The sequence below is a fragment of the Gilvimarinus agarilyticus genome, from assembly GCF_000832015.1.
GTDB classification, from domain to species: Bacteria; Pseudomonadota; Gammaproteobacteria; order Pseudomonadales; family Cellvibrionaceae; genus Gilvimarinus; species Gilvimarinus agarilyticus.
In genome coordinates this window covers 3,906,106-3,921,547 of the sequence record NZ_JXCJ01000001.1, presented here as the reverse complement: position 1 = coordinate 3,921,547, position 15,442 = coordinate 3,906,106, and the positions used below count along the sequence as shown (strand labels likewise).

Below are 15,442 nucleotides of genomic sequence, written 5' to 3'. Positions count from 1 at the left end.
TAAAGGGCGCTGCGGCGCCCTTTATTTTATCTGCCCCTGTTGGGGAAAAATAACAAGAGTCAGTGACAACCATGAAGACAGAAAAGTTATCCGTATTGGAGAAAGTAGGCTTCGGTGCCGGCGATATGTCCGTGAATGTGATGATCGCGGCCATGTTCTACTTTATGCAGTACTTTTATACGGACATTTTTGGCCTTAAGCCTGCCCACGTGGGCACCTTGTTTCTGGCGGCACGTTTTATCGATGCCTTAAGCGACCCGCTAATGGGGATGCTAACCGACAAAGTAAAAAGTCGCTGGGGGCGCTTTCGCCAGTATTTTTTATACCTATCGATACCCTACGGCTTTGCCGTTTTTTTGCTGTTTACCACGCCAGATTTAAGCTACAACGGCAAGCTGGTGTGGGCGTACTTAACCTATTTGTTTGCCACCTTAATGTTTACCGGTGTGGCGATCCCCTATATCTCTTATATCGGGGTGCTAACCAGCGACCCGCAAGAGCGGTTGTCCGCTAACGGCTACCGGATGTTTTTTGCCAAAATTGCCAACGTTATTATTGTCGCCTCGGTGCCGGCGCTGGCCTCTATGTGGGGCGATGGCAGCCCCGCCAAAGGCTATCAGTTGGCGATGGGCTTTATGTCGTTTGTTGGGGTAGGGTTACTGCTGTTTTGTTTTGCCACAACCCGCGAGCGGGTGGAGCATGTGGTGGATAAAAAATCGTTTTGCGAGCAAGTTAAATTACTCGTAAAGAATGATCAGTGGTTGGTTCTGGCCGCCAGCTGTATTCTCGGCACCTTGGGTTACGCTATGCGTGGCAGCGTGGCGTTTTACTACGCCATCTACTACTTGGGTGGCACAGAGTCTACCGCCGCGATGTTTACCAGCGCCGGTATTGCCGCCTCTATTGCCTCGATGGTCGCCTCTACCTGGATTACCAAGCGCTACTGTAAAGTTCAGCTGTTTCGCTGGTCGCAAATATTGGTGGGTGTACTCAGTGCGCTGATGTTTTTTGCCGTATCACCAGGCGAGATTGCGCTGGCGTTTGTGCTTTATGTGATCCTGTCGTTTGTGGTGGATTTACACGCACCAATCTTCTGGTCGGCCATCGCCGAGGCGGTTGACTATGGTCAGGCAAAAACCGGCAAGCGTGTGTCTGGTTTGGCGTTTGGTGGTATTTCATTTTGCCAGAAGGCTGGTGCCGGCCTTGCGGGCTTTATCACCGGCTTGCTGCTGACGTTTTTTGGCTATCAAGCGGGCGAGCAGCAGAGCGAATTTGCGCTTACCGGTATTGCCCTGATGCTGACTATTATCCCCGGTCTATTCCACGCCTTTTTGGGCTTTGTGATGTTTAAGTACAAAATCACCGATCGCTTTTACAACGAGATGAAAGCCCGTGGTGAGATTGCGACTGAGGCACCGGAATACACTGTTGAAGAGTTAACCTAACGTTCGGAGAGAACCGTGACTGTATTAAAACCGTTAATCGAACAGCGGGCCGACCCGCATATTTATAAGCACACTGATGGCTATTATTACTTTACCGCCAGCGTGCCTGCCTACGATGGTGTCGAGCTGCGCCGCGCCAAAACCATTGCCGAGCTGGCCACTGCCGAGACGGTTATGGTGTGGCACAAGCCCGATACCGGCCCCTACAGCGATTTAATTTGGGCGCCGGAGATTCATTTTAATCAGGGCGCCTGGTACGTGTACTTTGCCGCAGCGCCCTCACGCGAGATCAAACACGATTTGTTCCAGCACCGGATGTACGCTATCTCGTGCATATACGACAACCCGGTGACTGGCGAGTGGACCTTTGAGGGGCAGGTGGATTCGGGGATCGATACCTTTTGCCTGGACGCCACCACCTTTACCCACAACGACGTACTTTATTACGTGTGGGCGCAAAAAGAAGAGGGCATTCGCGGTAACTCGAACCTCTATATCGCTCCCATGAAAACGCCGACGAAGATAAAAGGCGAGCCGGTGCGCTTGACCATCCCCGAGTACGACTGGGAAACCATCGGCTTTTGGGTAAACGAAGGCCCATCAATTGTTAGGCATGGCGGTAAGATCTTTATGACTTACTCCGCCAGTGCTACCGACGAAAACTACGCCATGGGTTTGCTGTGGGCCGATGAAAACGCCGACCTATTAGACCCTGCCAGCTGGCAAAAATCCAAAGATCCGGTGCTTCGCTCGAGCCCCGAGTACAATATTTTTGGCCCCGGCCACAACAGCTTTACTAAAGCCGAAGACGGTGTGACTGACTTACTGGTTTATCACGCCCGCACCTACACCGAGATCGAAGGCGACCCCCTGTGGGACCCTAACCGCCACACGTTTGTGAAAAAGCTCAAGTGGGGTGAGGACGGTATGCCGATATTTGGTGATGCGGCCCTTGACGATTGATGGAAATGTGGTGGTAACGACCTTAGGCTCGCTTTGCGGGCCTTTTTTTGAACTGTTTCTCCGGTGTTTGCCGCGTGTTAGGTACTAAAACCATGATAAAAAAAATAGCCATAAGCGCCGCCATTGCGCTAGCCAGTGCCGGTGCTCATGCCGTCGATTACTTTGCTCTGGATCAGGTGCGCATTACCGGTGGGCCCTTTGCGCACGCGCAACACAAAAACCTTGAGTATGTCATGACGATGTCGCCGGACCGGTTGTTGGCGCCCTATTTGCGCGAAGCCGGACTAACCCCCAAAACGGCTAGTTATGAAAACTGGGAAAACACCGGACTAGACGGCCACATTGGCGGTCACTATGTAACCTCTCTTAGTCTTGCTTATGCCGCCACCGGACGCACGGATGTTAAGGCGCGGTTGCAGTATGTGTTGGACGAACTCGAGCGTGCGCAACAGGCCAATGGCAATGGCTATTTAGGGGGGGTGCCCGGCAGCGATAAGTTGTGGCAACAGATCGCTAAAGGGGATATCCGGGCCGATTTATTTGCCTTAAATGATTCTTGGGTACCCTGGTATAACCTGCATAAAATCTTTGCCGGGCTGCGCGATGCCTACCTGTATACCGGTAGTGAGCAAGCCAAACGCATGATGATTAAGTGGGCGGACTGGGTAGATGCTTTAGTGGCCGATTTATCGGACGAGCAGATCGAGCAGATGCTAACCACCGAATACGGCGGCATGAACGAAACCTTTGCCGATGTTTATCAGATTACCGGCGATAAAAAATATCTAACCCTTGCTAAACAGTTCTCGCACAAAAAAGTGCTGATCCCCTTACAGCACGAGCGTGATGAGCTGACCGGTTTGCACGCTAACACCCAAATTCCCAAAATCATCGGCTTTGAGCGTGTCGCGCAAGAGAGTGGCGATGACGCTTGGCATGAAGCGGCCGAATACTTTTGGGATACGGTGGCTAACGAGCGCAGTGTGGCGATCGGCGGTAACAGCGTGCGTGAGCACTTTCACGATAAAAACGACTTTGGCACCATGATTGAAGAGATCGAAGGGCCCGAGACCTGCAACACCTACAACATGCTAAAACTGACGAAGTTGTTGTATGGCCGCGATACCTCGCTCGATTACGTTAGCTACTACGAGCGCGCGCTTTATAACCACATATTGTCATCGCAGCACCCGGATACCGGTGGCCTGGTTTATTTTACCCCCATGCGCCCCAATCACTACCGCAAATACTCGCAAACGCACCAGGGTATGTGGTGTTGTGTGGGCTCGGGTATCGAAAATCACTTTAAGTATGGCGAATTTATTTACGCTTACGAAGACGACGAGCTGTTGGTTAACTTGTACATTCCCTCCACCCTTAATTGGCAAGAGCAGGGCGTCGTGTTAACCCAGAGTACGGGGTTTCCTGACAGCTCCAGCACACGTCTGACGTTTGAGTCTGCCGGTGATATCACCTTAAAGCTGCGCTACCCGAGCTGGGCGGTGGGTGATGCCGAGCTAAGCGTTAATGGTAAATCGGTAGCGGTTAACGCCTCGGCGGGGCAGTACATTACGCTCGAGCGCGATTGGCAAAAAGGTGATGTGGTTGAGCTTAATCTGCCCATGCAAACGCACCTCGAAGCCCTACCCGATAGCTCAGATTATTTTGCCGTCATGTATGGGCCCATTGTGCTGTCGGCTAAAACCTCACCCTTTAATGATGAGGTATTAAACTACTACGGCGATGCCAGCCGTATGGGGCACATTGCCAGCGGTGAGCGCTGCCCCATCGAGCAAGCCCCGATGCTGGTGGCCAATAACACAGACTTTGCCGATCAGATTGAGCGAACCTCCGACGAGGAGTTGCGTTTTCAGGCCTCGGGTGTGATTCAGCCAGAATCTTATAAAAACCTTGAGTTAATACCGTTTTACCGGGTGCATGAATCGCGTTATATGCTCTACTGGCCTTACAGTACGCCGCAAAATATCAATGCGCTTCGCGAGCAGCGCGCCCTTGATGAGGCCACGCAGTTGGCGCTGGACAAAGTCACCGTGGATAAAGTCGCCCCTGGTGAACAACAGCCTGAGTCAGACCATTTTTTTAAAGGGAGCGAAAGTGAAGCGGGGGTTAACTTTGGCCGCCACTGGCGCCATGCGCGCGATTGGTTTAGCTACCAATTAAACGACCCGGAGGGTGACGCTACCATATTGCGTATTACCTATTTTGGTGGCGATGCCGGGCGCAACTTTAACATTGAGTTTAATGGCGAAACATTAGCCGAGGTTGAACTCACCGGGGAGCAGGGCGCTGAGTTTTACACAGTCGATTACCCGATCACCGAGGAATTTTTGCAACGAGGTCAAGAGGGTAAACACTCGCTAAAATTTGTCGCCGGTGAGGGCTCTGTGGCCGGTGGAATTTACGGGGTAAGGTTGCTAAAAAAGCTGCCTTAGCGAGCTTATTAAAGCTGTTCCAACAGGGGCAATGTTGCTACCCCTGTTGGAAGACCGCTCTACAGATTAATTACAGTTTCCGCTAAAGCAATCGTCGGTATGACCAAAGCCAATCACGCCACTGCAGTGCATGGTCTCGGAGTAAGAGCCACCGCCGCACTCGCCATTGGCGTAAGTAGCGGTGTTGTACTCCATATCTTCCGCCTGACGGTTCTCACCGTTGACGGTGACGTAGTCTAAAATCACGTCGCGACCAGAGGCGTCGTTGTCGTATTCAACGTTCACATCGCCGTTAGCGCCGCCGCTATACGTGTAACTTTGATTGCTGGTGCTGAGTGTCCAATCGGCTACCGTTACCCCGCCAACGCGCAAATTGATGTGTTCACTCCCGCTGACGCCTCGGGCACGTACGGTAATATCGCCACCGCCACTATTGCTGCCGCCGCCATTATTACCGCCGCCGGTGGTGCCTAGAGTAATGTTGGAGTTACCGCTGCTCTGGTAGCCTTCGGTGGCCATGACCATGTAGTCGTGGTTACCAAGGTTTAAGCCGTGGCTGGCCCAGGCGTCAAAGTGATTACCGGTGGTAATGGTGCCGCCAGTGCGCTTTTGCTGACGCACGCTCCAGTATTGGTAGAAGGTGGCGGTACCCTGAATTGAGGGCTGGTTAACCCGCTGGGTGCGGTAGATATCATAGGTGCCGCCGTCGGTATTAACGGTACCGTAATACGTGCCGCTCTCGCCGGGACGATAACTGCCCCAGTTATCCACGATGTAATATTCGATCAGCGGGCTGGTAGTCCAGCCGTACAACGTAAGGTAGCCGTTACCCGAGGGGTTAAAGGTACCCGAGTAACTCACGGTACGGCGGCCGCCCGGGTTCCAGCCTTTACCGCCTACCCAGTTGCCGGTATTGCTCCACTGCGAGGTGTAATTCCCGCCGGAGCCTAGTGTCATGGATACCGTGCCGGGGGCGTCGGTCCAAAACGAATAGTAGTAACCGTTGTGGGTACCGGTTTGGTTGGAGGTTAGGGTTTGCGCGTCAACGGCGGTGATACACAGTGCGGCCGCTGCGCCGATAAACGCTGTCAGACTTTTCTTTGCGTGTACTTTTGTGGCTCTCATTATTGTCATAGTGATTCTCCAGTGTCGCCTCTCAGCCAATACCGCCTATAGAGGTGGAGGCCATTTCAAGGTTTGCCTGATATGGGCGATCAGGCGCTTTTACGTCACGACTTAACCCCAATGTTTATTGTTAAAAGGGGTCAAGCGAGAGACACTTTAGTTGTATAAATATCGGTGGTCAAATGGACTATAAGCATTTAGTCAAAATAACCATATGACACCGCTGTCAATGGTGGTTACGTCACATTGGGAGCGTTAGCTGGTGCAAGGCGACGTTGCGCAACGCGGATTTCATCGTGGGATTCCTGGCGGTATTAAGATGTTTTGCACGTTAGTTGTTTTTTTAAATTTCCGGACGTTTAAGATGGGGCGGCACTTGTGCAATACTGGGCTTGGCTCGCAATCTTTTAAGTCTTTGCCTAAACACTATTTTTTATTGGATACTTTATGGACTCGCAAAAACAAACAGATATTGAAGCGGCTGCTTTTCGCCGCTTGCTAGAGCACTTGGACGAACGCAAAGACGTGCAGAATATCGACTTAATGAACTTGGCGGGCTTTTGCCGCAACTGTTTAAGTCGTTGGTATCAAGAGGCCGCTGAAGAGCGGGGGGAAATGATGGATAAAGACGCCGCCCGCGAGGTGGTGTACAAGATGCCCTACGACCAGTGGAAAGAAAAATACCAAGTGCCACGCTAGTGCCTTTGGCTGGCACAGGTTGCTCGCCATAATAACAAGACAAGGTAACTAATGATGGCGAGGCTGTTGTTCTGTGTCGCGCTGCTGTGTGATGAATATGTGCTCCACGCGCGCGTCGAGGCGCTGGCCGATGTGTCGCTCGAGCGGCGCAGTGGTTATGACTGGTACGGAACCTGGCCGGCGCGGCTTGTCCGTGAGGCTTACCCACAATGGCGCTCGACACTCACGGAATAACACTTTTTTTTGTAACAATGACAATACCATTGTGGGTATCGCCCCAAACGCGGCCAGTTTGTCGTTAATGTCTTGCTGTGTAGGCGCTAGAAGGCTGGTTTAAATTTTGCTTTTACTTCTATTTTAGGCGCGTACGGTAGAAGGAGTCTGGCATGAAACCAACGGCAACGCTTTTTCGCATGGTTACCCCCGAACATATTTGTCCTTTTGGGCTAAAGTCGCGCGCGCTACTTAGGCGCAAGGGCTTTAAGCTGGAGGATCATAAACTCAGCTCCCGTGAGCAAACGGATGCTTTTAAAAAAGAGCACAACGTCGAGACCACGCCACAAACATTTATCGATGGTGAGCGCATCGGTGGTTACGATGATCTGCGAAGCTACTTTGGTTTACCGCAAGAAGGCAGTGAGGGCACCAGCTACACCCCGGTAGTTGCCATTTTTGCTAGCTGTTTTTTACTGGCGTTAGCAGCGGTATGGGCCAGCGGTATCAGTTTAGTGTCGGCTCGTACCTTAGAGGTTTTTGTCGCGCTGAGTATGACCGTATTGGCGATTCAAAAGCTGCAGGATCTAACCGCGTTTTCCAATCAGTTTATTACCTACGATTTACTCTCGATGCGGTTTGTGCGTTACGCCTATGTGTACCCCTTTGCGGAGGCCTATGCGGGTATTGCTATGCTGGCCGGGCTTAGTGCGTGGTTGGTGTCGCCGGTAGCGCTGGTGATTGGCTCGCTGGGTGCGGTGTCGGTGATTAAAGCCGTGTACATCGATAAGCGCGAACTTAAATGCGCCTGCGTGGGCGGTAACAGCAATGTACCGCTGGGCTTTATTTCGTTGACCGAAAACCTGTTTATGGTCGGTGCGGCGATTTGGATGTGGGTTAAGTGAGGCGGGATAGTTCACCCCGCCTGGCTTGCTCCTACTGGGCCTGCGTATTCTCGGCGGTGCGGCGGGTGTTGTCCTCCACGGCCACGCAAAAGGCGATTAAGGCTGACAGTAAATACAGCTTTAATGCCACGGCAGCAAACATTGTGATGCTCATGTAGGGAGGGATTATGATGAAGTCTGAGCCTAGTGCGGCAATAAAAGATACGATGCCAGCCAAGCCTGAAATAACCGCGATGTAAAGCAAGATTCTGGCAACCCATAGCAGGCCGGTAAAGTGCTGGGTGGTAATGGTGCGATAGGGTAAAAACTTTCTCATACGAGCTCCTGTTATTTAATTAGATCCTTTAGCCTTCTCGATAATAACAAAAAAGGGGGCTAAGCCCCCAAAATGACTACACAGTCACGCAAAAAGATTTACGCAGTTACACGTCGTGTTACGCGCTTTTTGTTAATCGGCAATAATTTCACTGGTGTAGCTGTCCAGTCCGGCCGGGTCTACCTCGGGCCAACCGTCGTTCCACTCAATGGGTAATATCTTTAGTTTTTGCAAACCGTTATCGGCCGCTTCATAGGCGTGAAAAACCAGGTAGTCTTTGCCCTCAAAAGTGTAGGCACTGTTGTGACCCAGGCCAGGCCATTCTTTGTTGCCTTTTAAAATCACCGTGGCGCCGCCCTGAGCGAGATCGCGGCCGTCTTTATCCAGGTATGGGCCGGTGACGGATTCACTGCGGCCCACGGCGATATGATAAGTGCTGTCGGCGCCGCGGCAGCATTTACCCAGCGAGATAAACTGGTAGTAGTACTCGCCGTGCTTAAAAATAAAGGGGGCCTCCAGCTCCACCGGACCGGCCTCGTGGGCGGGAACTCCGGCCGGGCGAGTGCCGGCGGCAATGCTGAACCACTGCTCGGTCTCGGCCGGGGCCGACCAGTCGTCGTTAAGCTTAAACAGTTTGTGTCCGCTCCAGAAAGAGCCAAAAGCCATCCAGCCATTGCCGTCTTCGTCCTCAATGACCGCCGGATCAATCGCGTTCCAGTTGTCGCGGTTGGGGACGGACTGAATCACGATGCCCTGATCCTCCCAACCGTAATCGGGGGAGTTTGGGTCGAGCGTCTCGGTAACGGTTAAGCCAATGGCCGAGGTGTTTTTGCCAAAAGCGGATACCGAGTAGTAGAGCAGGTACTTACCGTCTTTCTCCACGACATCGGGCGCCCACAGATGGCCGCCAAACTCAGGGGCGACGTCTTTAGCCCAGCTGGGCTCAGTCGCAAAAGCGCGGCCCTGATGCTGCCAGTGCACGCGGTCGTCCGAGCGATAAATAGTAATGCCGGGGCCGGTACTAAACAGGTAGTAGTGGCCGTCTTCTTCGGCCATTACCGGGTCGTGAATGCTAACTTCCTGGCCGACCCGGTTAACATCGGGCTTGGCGCTGGTGCAGCTGGCGGCCAGCAGGGTGCTAAAAATAAGGCCGGTGGTAAGTGTCGCTTTATTCATCAGATACTCTTATGTTTTATGGCTGTTTACGCTTCTTGACAGTGTGTGGCTCTGCCTGTGGGTAATTAAGTTTTCACGTGCTTGTACCAATTATTGTATTATAATAGTATTCAAATGCAAGCGGATCTACCGCCACCCAATAATAGTTGCTAACAAGGGGTTTCCATGGCTGTTAAGTTGTCAGTACTGTTTTTACTTGGTCTGTTAAGTTGTGTCGGTCTCGCCCAAGCGGCCGAGACCGGCTACCAAAACCCCATTGTTGAGCAGCGCGCCGACCCCTGGATTCATCGTCACAGTGATGGCTATTACTATTTTATCGGTACTGTCCCCGAGTTTAACCGTTTGGTGCTGCGCCGCGCTAAAAGCATCAACCAGTTGTCCAGTGCCGAAGAGCACACGATTTGGCAGCCAGCGGACAGCAGTAGCATTGGCATTAATATCTGGGCGCCGGAGCTCCACTTTATTGATAACCAGTGGGTAATTTACTTTGCCGGGGCCCCCGTGGATGAGCCCTGGTTGATTCGGATGCACGCGCTTACCGCCGAGGGTGATAACCCCATCGCGGCCGACTGGAGCAAACCCATTCGCATGCACACCCCCTGGGATGACTTCTCTCTGGACGCCACCAGCTTCGCGCATAACGGCAAACGCTATTTAGTGTGGGCGCAAAAAGACCGAGAGAAAAAATACAACTCGGCTATTTATATGGCCGAGCTCGAAACCCCGGTAAAAGTTAAAGAGCCGGTGATTATGCTTACCGAGCCCACCTTAGACTGGGAAGTGGTGGGTTATAAAGTCAATGAAGGTTCGGCGTTTATTAAAAAACACGGCCGTATTTTTATGACGTATTCAGCCAGCGCCACGGATCATAACTACGCCATGGGCTTGATGTGGGCCGACGCTGATGCCGATCTGATGGATCCGGCATCCTGGCATAAATCGCCCGAGCCCGTGTTTTACACCAACGAGACGCTAAAACGCTTTGGGCCAGGGCACAACAGCTTTACGGTGGCCGAAGACGGCGTCACCGACGTTTTGATTTATCACGCCCGCGATTATCGCGACCTAAAAGGCACCCCGCTGACGGATCCCAACCGCGATGCCCGCGCCCGGGTGCTGGAGTGGGATGATCAGGGGATGCCCCTATTTAACCAAGACAAAGCCGACTAGCTCGCTAAGCATACGATAACGGAGAACTCCTCGCGCCATGACTGAGACGTTTAACATTACCCAATCACCCTTTGGCACATTACAGGATGGCCGCGGGGTCGAGCTGTATACCCTGCAAAACAATCGCGGTATGAGCGTGGGGATTATTACCTTTGGCGGCATCATTACCTCGCTTGTATGCCCCGACCGTGACGGACGCTGTGAAGACGTCGTACTGGGTTTTGATGCTCTGGCTCCTTACGAAACCGACTCGCCGTATTTTGGCGCTTTGATCGGCCGGGTGGGCAACCGTTTGGCCGGCGGGCATTTTGAGCTGGACGGTCAATCCTATCAGCTGGCGTGCAATGAAAATAAGGTAAGCCATCTGCACGGTGGTGAGTGTGGCTTCGACAAAGTGTTGTGGCAAGCCGAGTCGCGTATTACCGATGATGCCGCGGAACTTGTGTTGCGCTATTTGAGTGTCGACGGTGATCAGGGTTATCCGGGTAACCTCAGTGTTGAGGTGGTCTACCGTCTGACCGAAGACAACCGCTTGTTTGCCGAGTATCACGCCACAACCGATGCGCCGACACCGGTTAACCTGACCCAGCACAGCTATTTTAATTTGGCCGGTAAGGGTGACGTACTGAATCACGAGCTTACCCTTAACGCCAAAGCCTATACCCCGGTTAATGAACAGCTGATCCCGACCGGAGAGATTGCCTCCGTAGCCGGTACCCCGTTTGATTTTCGTCAGGCAAAAAGCGTGGGCGCCGAGATAACAACCGACGATGCGCAGTTAACCCTCGCCGGTGGTTACGATCACAACTTTGCGATTGATCAGGCCGCGGCCGGTGAGCTGACTCGCGCGGCACGGGTTTACGAGCCCGGCAGTGGCCGGGTGATGACGCTGCACACCACAGAGCCCGGGGTGCAATTTTACTCTGGTAACTTTTTGGATGGCAGCTTGACCGGTAAAGGCCGGGCGTTTGCTCATCGCAGTGGCTTGTGCCTGGAGCCGCAACATTTTCCCGATGCGCCCAATCAGCCGAATTTTGCTGATATTACGTTGCGTCCGGGGCAAGAGTATCGCTCAACATTGTGCTTTAGTTTTACAACCGATACATAACCTAGGCGGCGTCAAACGTCGTTCTTAGTGGCGCCTAACGGAAGGAACTATAATGAAAATTTGGATAATAGTGGCCTTGAGTATTTTACTTGGCGCCTGTGGTAGTCAATCTAATTACACATTGACAAGCCCCGACGGTGCCCTGGTATTAACCCTCACCCAAACCTCTGACGGCACGGCCGTCTACGAAGTTAGTTTGCGCGGCCAGCCGGTACTGCAGCCATCGCCCCTGGGCATAACCTTAAACAGTGCAGAATTTACCCGCGAGCTTACGGTCAGCGCTGTTGGCGAGCCGTCGCTGGTTAAAGAGCACTACACCATGGTGCAGGGCAAACAACGCGCTATTGATTACCAGGCGCAAGAGCAACGCTTTGCCGTTAGCAATGCCGATGGCCAGTCACTGCAGGTGGTGTTTCGGGTGTCTAACGATGGCGTCGCGCTGCAGTACAGCTTTACCGGCGAGCAAACCACGCAAGTCAGTATGGTCGATGAACTCACCGGCTTTGCCATGCCAGAGGGCACAAAGGCCTGGTTGCAGCCCGTCGCGCTGGCGCAAACCGGATACAAAAACACCAACCCGTCTTATGAAGAGCACTACCAGATGGGTATTGATGCGGGAACCGCCAGCCCAACCGAGGCGGGCTGGGTATTTCCTGCTCTGTTTAAAGCCCCCGCTGCCTGGGTGCTGATTACCGAGGCGGGTATGGATGGCCGTTTTCACGGTTCGCGGTTGCGCCAGCACAGTGACAAAGGCGTTTACCGCATTGGCCAACCCATGCAGCCGGAGGTGACGATCGGAGGCGCGCGATTGGCGAATGCCCCAGGCGAGCTTCACTCCCCGTGGCGCGTTATCACGGTGGGTGATTTGGCCACCGTAACGGAATCCACATTAGGTACCGACCTTGCCGATGCCGCCGTACAGGATATGGACTGGGTGGAACCCGGTATTGCCTCCTGGAGTTGGGCGCTGTTAAAAGACGACTCTGTTAACTTTGCAACCAGCAAAGAATTTGTCGATTACGCAGCCGCCATGGGTTGGAATTACACGCTTATTGATGCCGACTGGGATCAAAAAATTGGCTGGCAAAAACTGGCCGAGCTAGTGGACTACGCCGCTGAAAAGGGCGTTGGGATTTTAGTTTGGTACAACTCCTCGGGCGCCTGGAACGAGACAATCTACACACCTAAAAGCGCACTGTTAACGCAGGCCGATCGCGAGCGAGAGTTTTCCCGTTTAGCCGAAGTCGGTGTTAAGGGCGTAAAAATCGATTTCTTTCCCGGTGACGGTCAATCAGTGATGGCCTACTACCTGGAGCTGGCCCGCGATGCGGCAAAGCATCGACTGCTGCTCAACTATCACGGTTCATCACTGCCGCGGGGGTTACATCGCACGTATCCTAATTTGATGACGATGGAGTCGGTGCACGGCTTCGAGATGATCACCTTTATGCAAAACTCGGCGGATCTGGCGGCCTCGCATATGGCGATGTTGCCTTTCACCCGCAACGTATTCGACCCGATGGACTTTACCCCCACGACGTTTGATGAAATTCCCAATATCGAGCGCCGTACCAGCAACGGGTTTGAGTTAGCGCTGCCGGTACTGTTTACCAGTGGTATTCAACATATTGCCGAAACGCCGGCGGGCATGGCCAAAGTGCCCGAGTACGTTAAAGCCTATATGAGCGACATTCCCACCCTGTGGGATGAAACCCGTTTGCTCAGTGGTATGCCTGGCGAGCACGCGGTAATGGCCCGTCGCCGTGGTACTGATTGGTTTATTGCCGGCATTAACGGCACTGATACAGAGCAAACTCTGACGCTTGATTTATCGTTTATAACGGCGAGTAAAGGCCAGCTAATAACGGACGGTGAAACCAACCGATCGTTTACTAAGCGGCAGGTGGCCGGCGGTAAAACACTTGATATTACTTTGCGCCCGCGCGGTGGTTTTGTCCTAAATTTTTAATAATGAGGTAAAAGGTAACTATGAAACTTTGGAAAAAACTTACGGGTGTCTGTGCCCTTGTGGCCGCTGTTGCCGCCTGTGCACACACCGAGCAAAGCGCCACTAACGCAGCGCAACAGACGCTGCCCGATGGCCACTTTACCAACCCGCTTTTTGCCAATGGTGCCGACCCCTGGTTGGAGTACTGGGACGGTAATTATTATCTCACCACCACCACCTGGACCTCGCAGCTGGTTATGCGCAAGTCACCCACCCTGGCGGGCTTGTCCGAGGCGGCGCCCATCAATGTGTGGTCCGATACCGACCCCGCGCGCAGCTGGAATTTTTGGGCGTTTGAGTTTCACCGCTTAAACGGCCCCAACGGCTGGCGCTGGTACTTGATGTACACCGCGGGTGTACACGGCACGTTGGATCACCAGCATTTGTCGGTACTGGAAAGCGCCGGCGATGACCCCATGGGCCCCTACGAATACAAGGGCCACTTTATGCCCGACGAGTGGAACATCGATGGCACCTACCTGGAGCACGACGACAAACTTTATTTGTTGTACTCGCAGTGGCAGGGCGATGAGCAGCTCAACCTGATTACCGAAATGGAAAACCCCTGGACCCTGAAAGAGGGCTCGCCCAAGGTTGTCATTACCCGTCCTACGCTCGACTGGGAAACCAGTGGTCGCAAAGTGACTGAAGGCGCGGAAATTTTGAAGCACAAAGATCGCACCTTCTTGATTTACTCGGCCAGTTACTGCGACACCCCCGATTACAAGCTGGGTATGAAAGAGCTGATTGGCAGTGACCCGCTTAACCCCGATCACTGGAAGCAGTATGACGAGCCGGTGTTCCAGCGCGGCAATGGCGTGTTCGCGCCAGGCCACAACGGCTTCTTTGTTTCGCCCGATGGTACGCAAGACTGGATCGTGTATCACGGCAACTCTAAAGAAGAGCACGGCTGCGGCTCTACCCGCTCAGTCCGTGCGCAAGAGTTCACCTGGACCGAAGAAGGGCTGCCCAACTTTGGCGAGCCTATCCCGGAAGGGGAGCCTGTGAAAATGCCCTCGGGCGAGAACGGCCCCATCAAAGTCTCGGTACAAGGCGTGCAGCAGCAACTGGTGAACCGCGACGGTCAATGTCTGGTAAGCAATGGCGGCAGAACCTCGTTGGCAGCTTGTAGCGGTAGCAGTGCCAACTGGGTGCTGGACTCCACCGCCGATGGCGCTTACCGTTTGGCGCACGTGGCATCCAGCACTTTTGTGGACGAAAATGAAAAATCCGGCCCCTGGGTGAATACCGATACCCAGCGCTGGAGTGTGACTACGGATGAAAGTGGTTGGTTGACGATTAACAATCGCGATACCGGCGGAGCGTTAGGCGGCGAGAATAGCCAGTGGCGTTTAGCGCCGCAGGGCGATGTGGCCGTTATGAGCGTGCAGAGTGGTAAAGCCCTGGCGGCCGATGGCGATAACGCGGTGCAAGATGCCTGGACCGGCCTTGATACCCAGCAGTGGCAGTTTAGCCATACCGAAGAGGGCTTCTATCAACTGCATCTGGCGCAAAATGCCGATCAGTGCCTGACGCTTGAGGGCAATCCCATTGTCCCCGGCGCCAATGCGGCCCTCGGCAGCTGCGACGAGGCCTGGGCCGAGTGGGCGGTAGAGCCACTGGGTGACGGTTCGGTGCAACTGCGCAACCGCCATAGCAGCCTGGCGCTGAACGTGGACAGCTGCGGCCTGGCCAATGGTGCGAATCTGGCCCAAGCGCCCTGGTTGGACACCGCTTGTCAGAAATTTCAGCTGCGCGAATCGCAGTAACGCGCCTAAAAGCCCGCACATTCACTGCGGGCTTTTTTGTGAGGCGGACTTATCATATAATAGTCATATTAACCATTAGCTTTGCTCTCGCA

12 protein-coding genes and 1 pseudogene are annotated in these 15,442 nt (G+C 53.4%); 10 read left to right on the top strand and 3 right to left on the bottom strand.

What is annotated here, in order from left to right; all coding sequences use genetic code 11:
* Nucleotides 1-71 precede the first annotated feature (71 nt).
* From SD69_RS16860 to SD69_RS16850, 3 genes are all read left to right on the top strand, one after another.
* Complete coding sequence (locus SD69_RS16860) at nucleotides 72-1,445, top strand: MFS transporter (protein ID WP_041524137.1); 1,374 nt, start codon at nucleotides 72-74, stop codon at nucleotides 1,443-1,445.
* 15 nt (nucleotides 1,446-1,460) lie between these two features.
* Nucleotides 1,461-2,408, top strand: coding sequence for a glycoside hydrolase family 43 protein (locus SD69_RS16855; RefSeq protein ID WP_041524136.1), 948 nt, complete (start codon nucleotides 1,461-1,463; stop codon nucleotides 2,406-2,408).
* A gap of 92 nt (nucleotides 2,409-2,500) precedes the next feature.
* Nucleotides 2,501-4,861: a glycoside hydrolase family 127 protein gene (locus SD69_RS16850; protein WP_041524975.1), complete on the top strand. Its 2,361-nt coding sequence runs from the start codon at nucleotides 2,501-2,503 to the stop codon at nucleotides 4,859-4,861.
* Nucleotides 4,862-4,930: 69 nt separating this feature from the next.
* On the opposite strand, the pseudogene SD69_RS16845 reads toward SD69_RS16850, so the two are convergent.
* Nucleotides 4,931-5,995: pseudogene (locus SD69_RS16845) on the bottom strand (glycoside hydrolase family 11 protein); the annotation flags it as partial.
* 438 nt (nucleotides 5,996-6,433) lie between these two features.
* On the opposite strand from SD69_RS16845, the gene SD69_RS16840 reads away from it, so the two are divergent.
* From SD69_RS16840 to SD69_RS16830, 3 genes are all read left to right on the top strand, one after another.
* Nucleotides 6,434-6,685: a DUF1244 domain-containing protein gene (locus SD69_RS16840; RefSeq protein WP_041524134.1), complete on the top strand. Its 252-nt coding sequence runs from the start codon at nucleotides 6,434-6,436 to the stop codon at nucleotides 6,683-6,685.
* Nucleotides 6,686-6,784: 99 nt separating this feature from the next.
* Nucleotides 6,785-6,919 (top strand): pectate lyase, encoded by a 135-nt coding sequence (locus SD69_RS19090; RefSeq protein WP_232301228.1) that lies wholly within the window; start codon nucleotides 6,785-6,787, stop codon nucleotides 6,917-6,919.
* Between the two features lie 152 nt (nucleotides 6,920-7,071).
* The gene (locus SD69_RS16830; protein ID WP_041524132.1) at nucleotides 7,072-7,803 is read left to right on the top strand and encodes a MauE/DoxX family redox-associated membrane protein; all 732 of its coding nucleotides are present in this window, start codon (nucleotides 7,072-7,074) and stop codon (nucleotides 7,801-7,803) included.
* Nucleotides 7,804-7,834: 31 nt separating this feature from the next.
* Here the strand turns inward: SD69_RS16830 and SD69_RS16825 are convergent, their stop codons facing one another.
* Nucleotides 7,835-8,119: a hypothetical protein gene (locus SD69_RS16825; RefSeq protein ID WP_041524131.1), complete on the bottom strand. Its 285-nt coding sequence runs from the start codon at nucleotides 8,117-8,119 to the stop codon at nucleotides 7,835-7,837.
* 132 nt (nucleotides 8,120-8,251) lie between these two features.
* On the bottom strand, nucleotides 8,252-9,295 hold the full coding sequence (locus SD69_RS16820) for an arabinan endo-1,5-alpha-L-arabinosidase (protein ID WP_041524130.1): 1,044 nt from the start codon (nucleotides 9,293-9,295) through the stop codon (nucleotides 8,252-8,254).
* A 165-nt stretch (nucleotides 9,296-9,460) separates the two neighbouring features.
* Here SD69_RS16820 and SD69_RS16815 point away from each other — a divergent pair, with 165 nt between their 5' ends.
* Genes SD69_RS16815 through SD69_RS16800 form a run of 4 tightly spaced genes read left to right on the top strand, consistent with a single transcriptional unit; the run spans nucleotide 9,461 to nucleotide 15,350 of the window.
* Nucleotides 9,461-10,465, top strand: a complete 1,005-nt coding sequence (locus SD69_RS16815; RefSeq protein WP_041524129.1) for a glycoside hydrolase family 43 protein — start codon at nucleotides 9,461-9,463, stop codon at nucleotides 10,463-10,465.
* Nucleotides 10,466-10,502: 37 nt separating this feature from the next.
* Nucleotides 10,503-11,573 carry an aldose epimerase family protein gene (locus tag SD69_RS16810; protein ID WP_041524128.1) on the top strand — a complete coding sequence of 357 codons (1,071 nt, stop codon included), beginning with the start codon at nucleotides 10,503-10,505 and terminating at the stop codon, nucleotides 11,571-11,573.
* 52 nt (nucleotides 11,574-11,625) lie between these two features.
* Nucleotides 11,626-13,542, top strand: coding sequence for a glycoside hydrolase family 97 protein (locus SD69_RS16805; RefSeq protein WP_041524127.1), 1,917 nt, complete (start codon nucleotides 11,626-11,628; stop codon nucleotides 13,540-13,542).
* Between the two features lie 20 nt (nucleotides 13,543-13,562).
* A complete protein-coding gene (locus SD69_RS16800) occupies nucleotides 13,563-15,350 on the top strand; it encodes a family 43 glycosylhydrolase (RefSeq protein WP_041524126.1) in 1,788 nt (595 codons plus the stop codon).
* The last annotated feature ends 92 nt before the right edge of the window (nucleotides 15,351-15,442 follow it).

What these genes read in the sequence shown, in the direction of transcription:
- SD69_RS16860 (WP_041524137.1), top strand. Translation starts at nt 72, where the DNA reads ATGAAGACAGAAAAGTTATCCGTATTGGAGAAAGTAGGCTTCGGTGCC.
- SD69_RS16850 (WP_041524975.1), top strand. Translation starts at nt 2,501, where the DNA reads ATGATAAAAAAAATAGCCATAAGCGCCGCCATTGCGCTAGCCAGTGCC.
- SD69_RS16840 (WP_041524134.1), top strand. Translation starts at nt 6,434, where the DNA reads ATGGACTCGCAAAAACAAACAGATATTGAAGCGGCTGCTTTTCGCCGC.
- SD69_RS16830 (WP_041524132.1), top strand. Translation starts at nt 7,072, where the DNA reads ATGAAACCAACGGCAACGCTTTTTCGCATGGTTACCCCCGAACATATT.
- SD69_RS16825 (WP_041524131.1), bottom strand. Translation starts at nt 8,119, where the DNA reads ATGAGAAAGTTTTTACCCTATCGCACCATTACCACCCAGCACTTTACC.
- SD69_RS16820 (WP_041524130.1), bottom strand. Translation starts at nt 9,295, where the DNA reads ATGAATAAAGCGACACTTACCACCGGCCTTATTTTTAGCACCCTGCTG.
- SD69_RS16815 (WP_041524129.1), top strand. Translation starts at nt 9,461, where the DNA reads ATGGCTGTTAAGTTGTCAGTACTGTTTTTACTTGGTCTGTTAAGTTGT.
- SD69_RS16810 (WP_041524128.1), top strand. Translation starts at nt 10,503, where the DNA reads ATGACTGAGACGTTTAACATTACCCAATCACCCTTTGGCACATTACAG.
- SD69_RS16805 (WP_041524127.1), top strand. Translation starts at nt 11,626, where the DNA reads ATGAAAATTTGGATAATAGTGGCCTTGAGTATTTTACTTGGCGCCTGT.
- SD69_RS16800 (WP_041524126.1), top strand. Translation starts at nt 13,563, where the DNA reads ATGAAACTTTGGAAAAAACTTACGGGTGTCTGTGCCCTTGTGGCCGCT.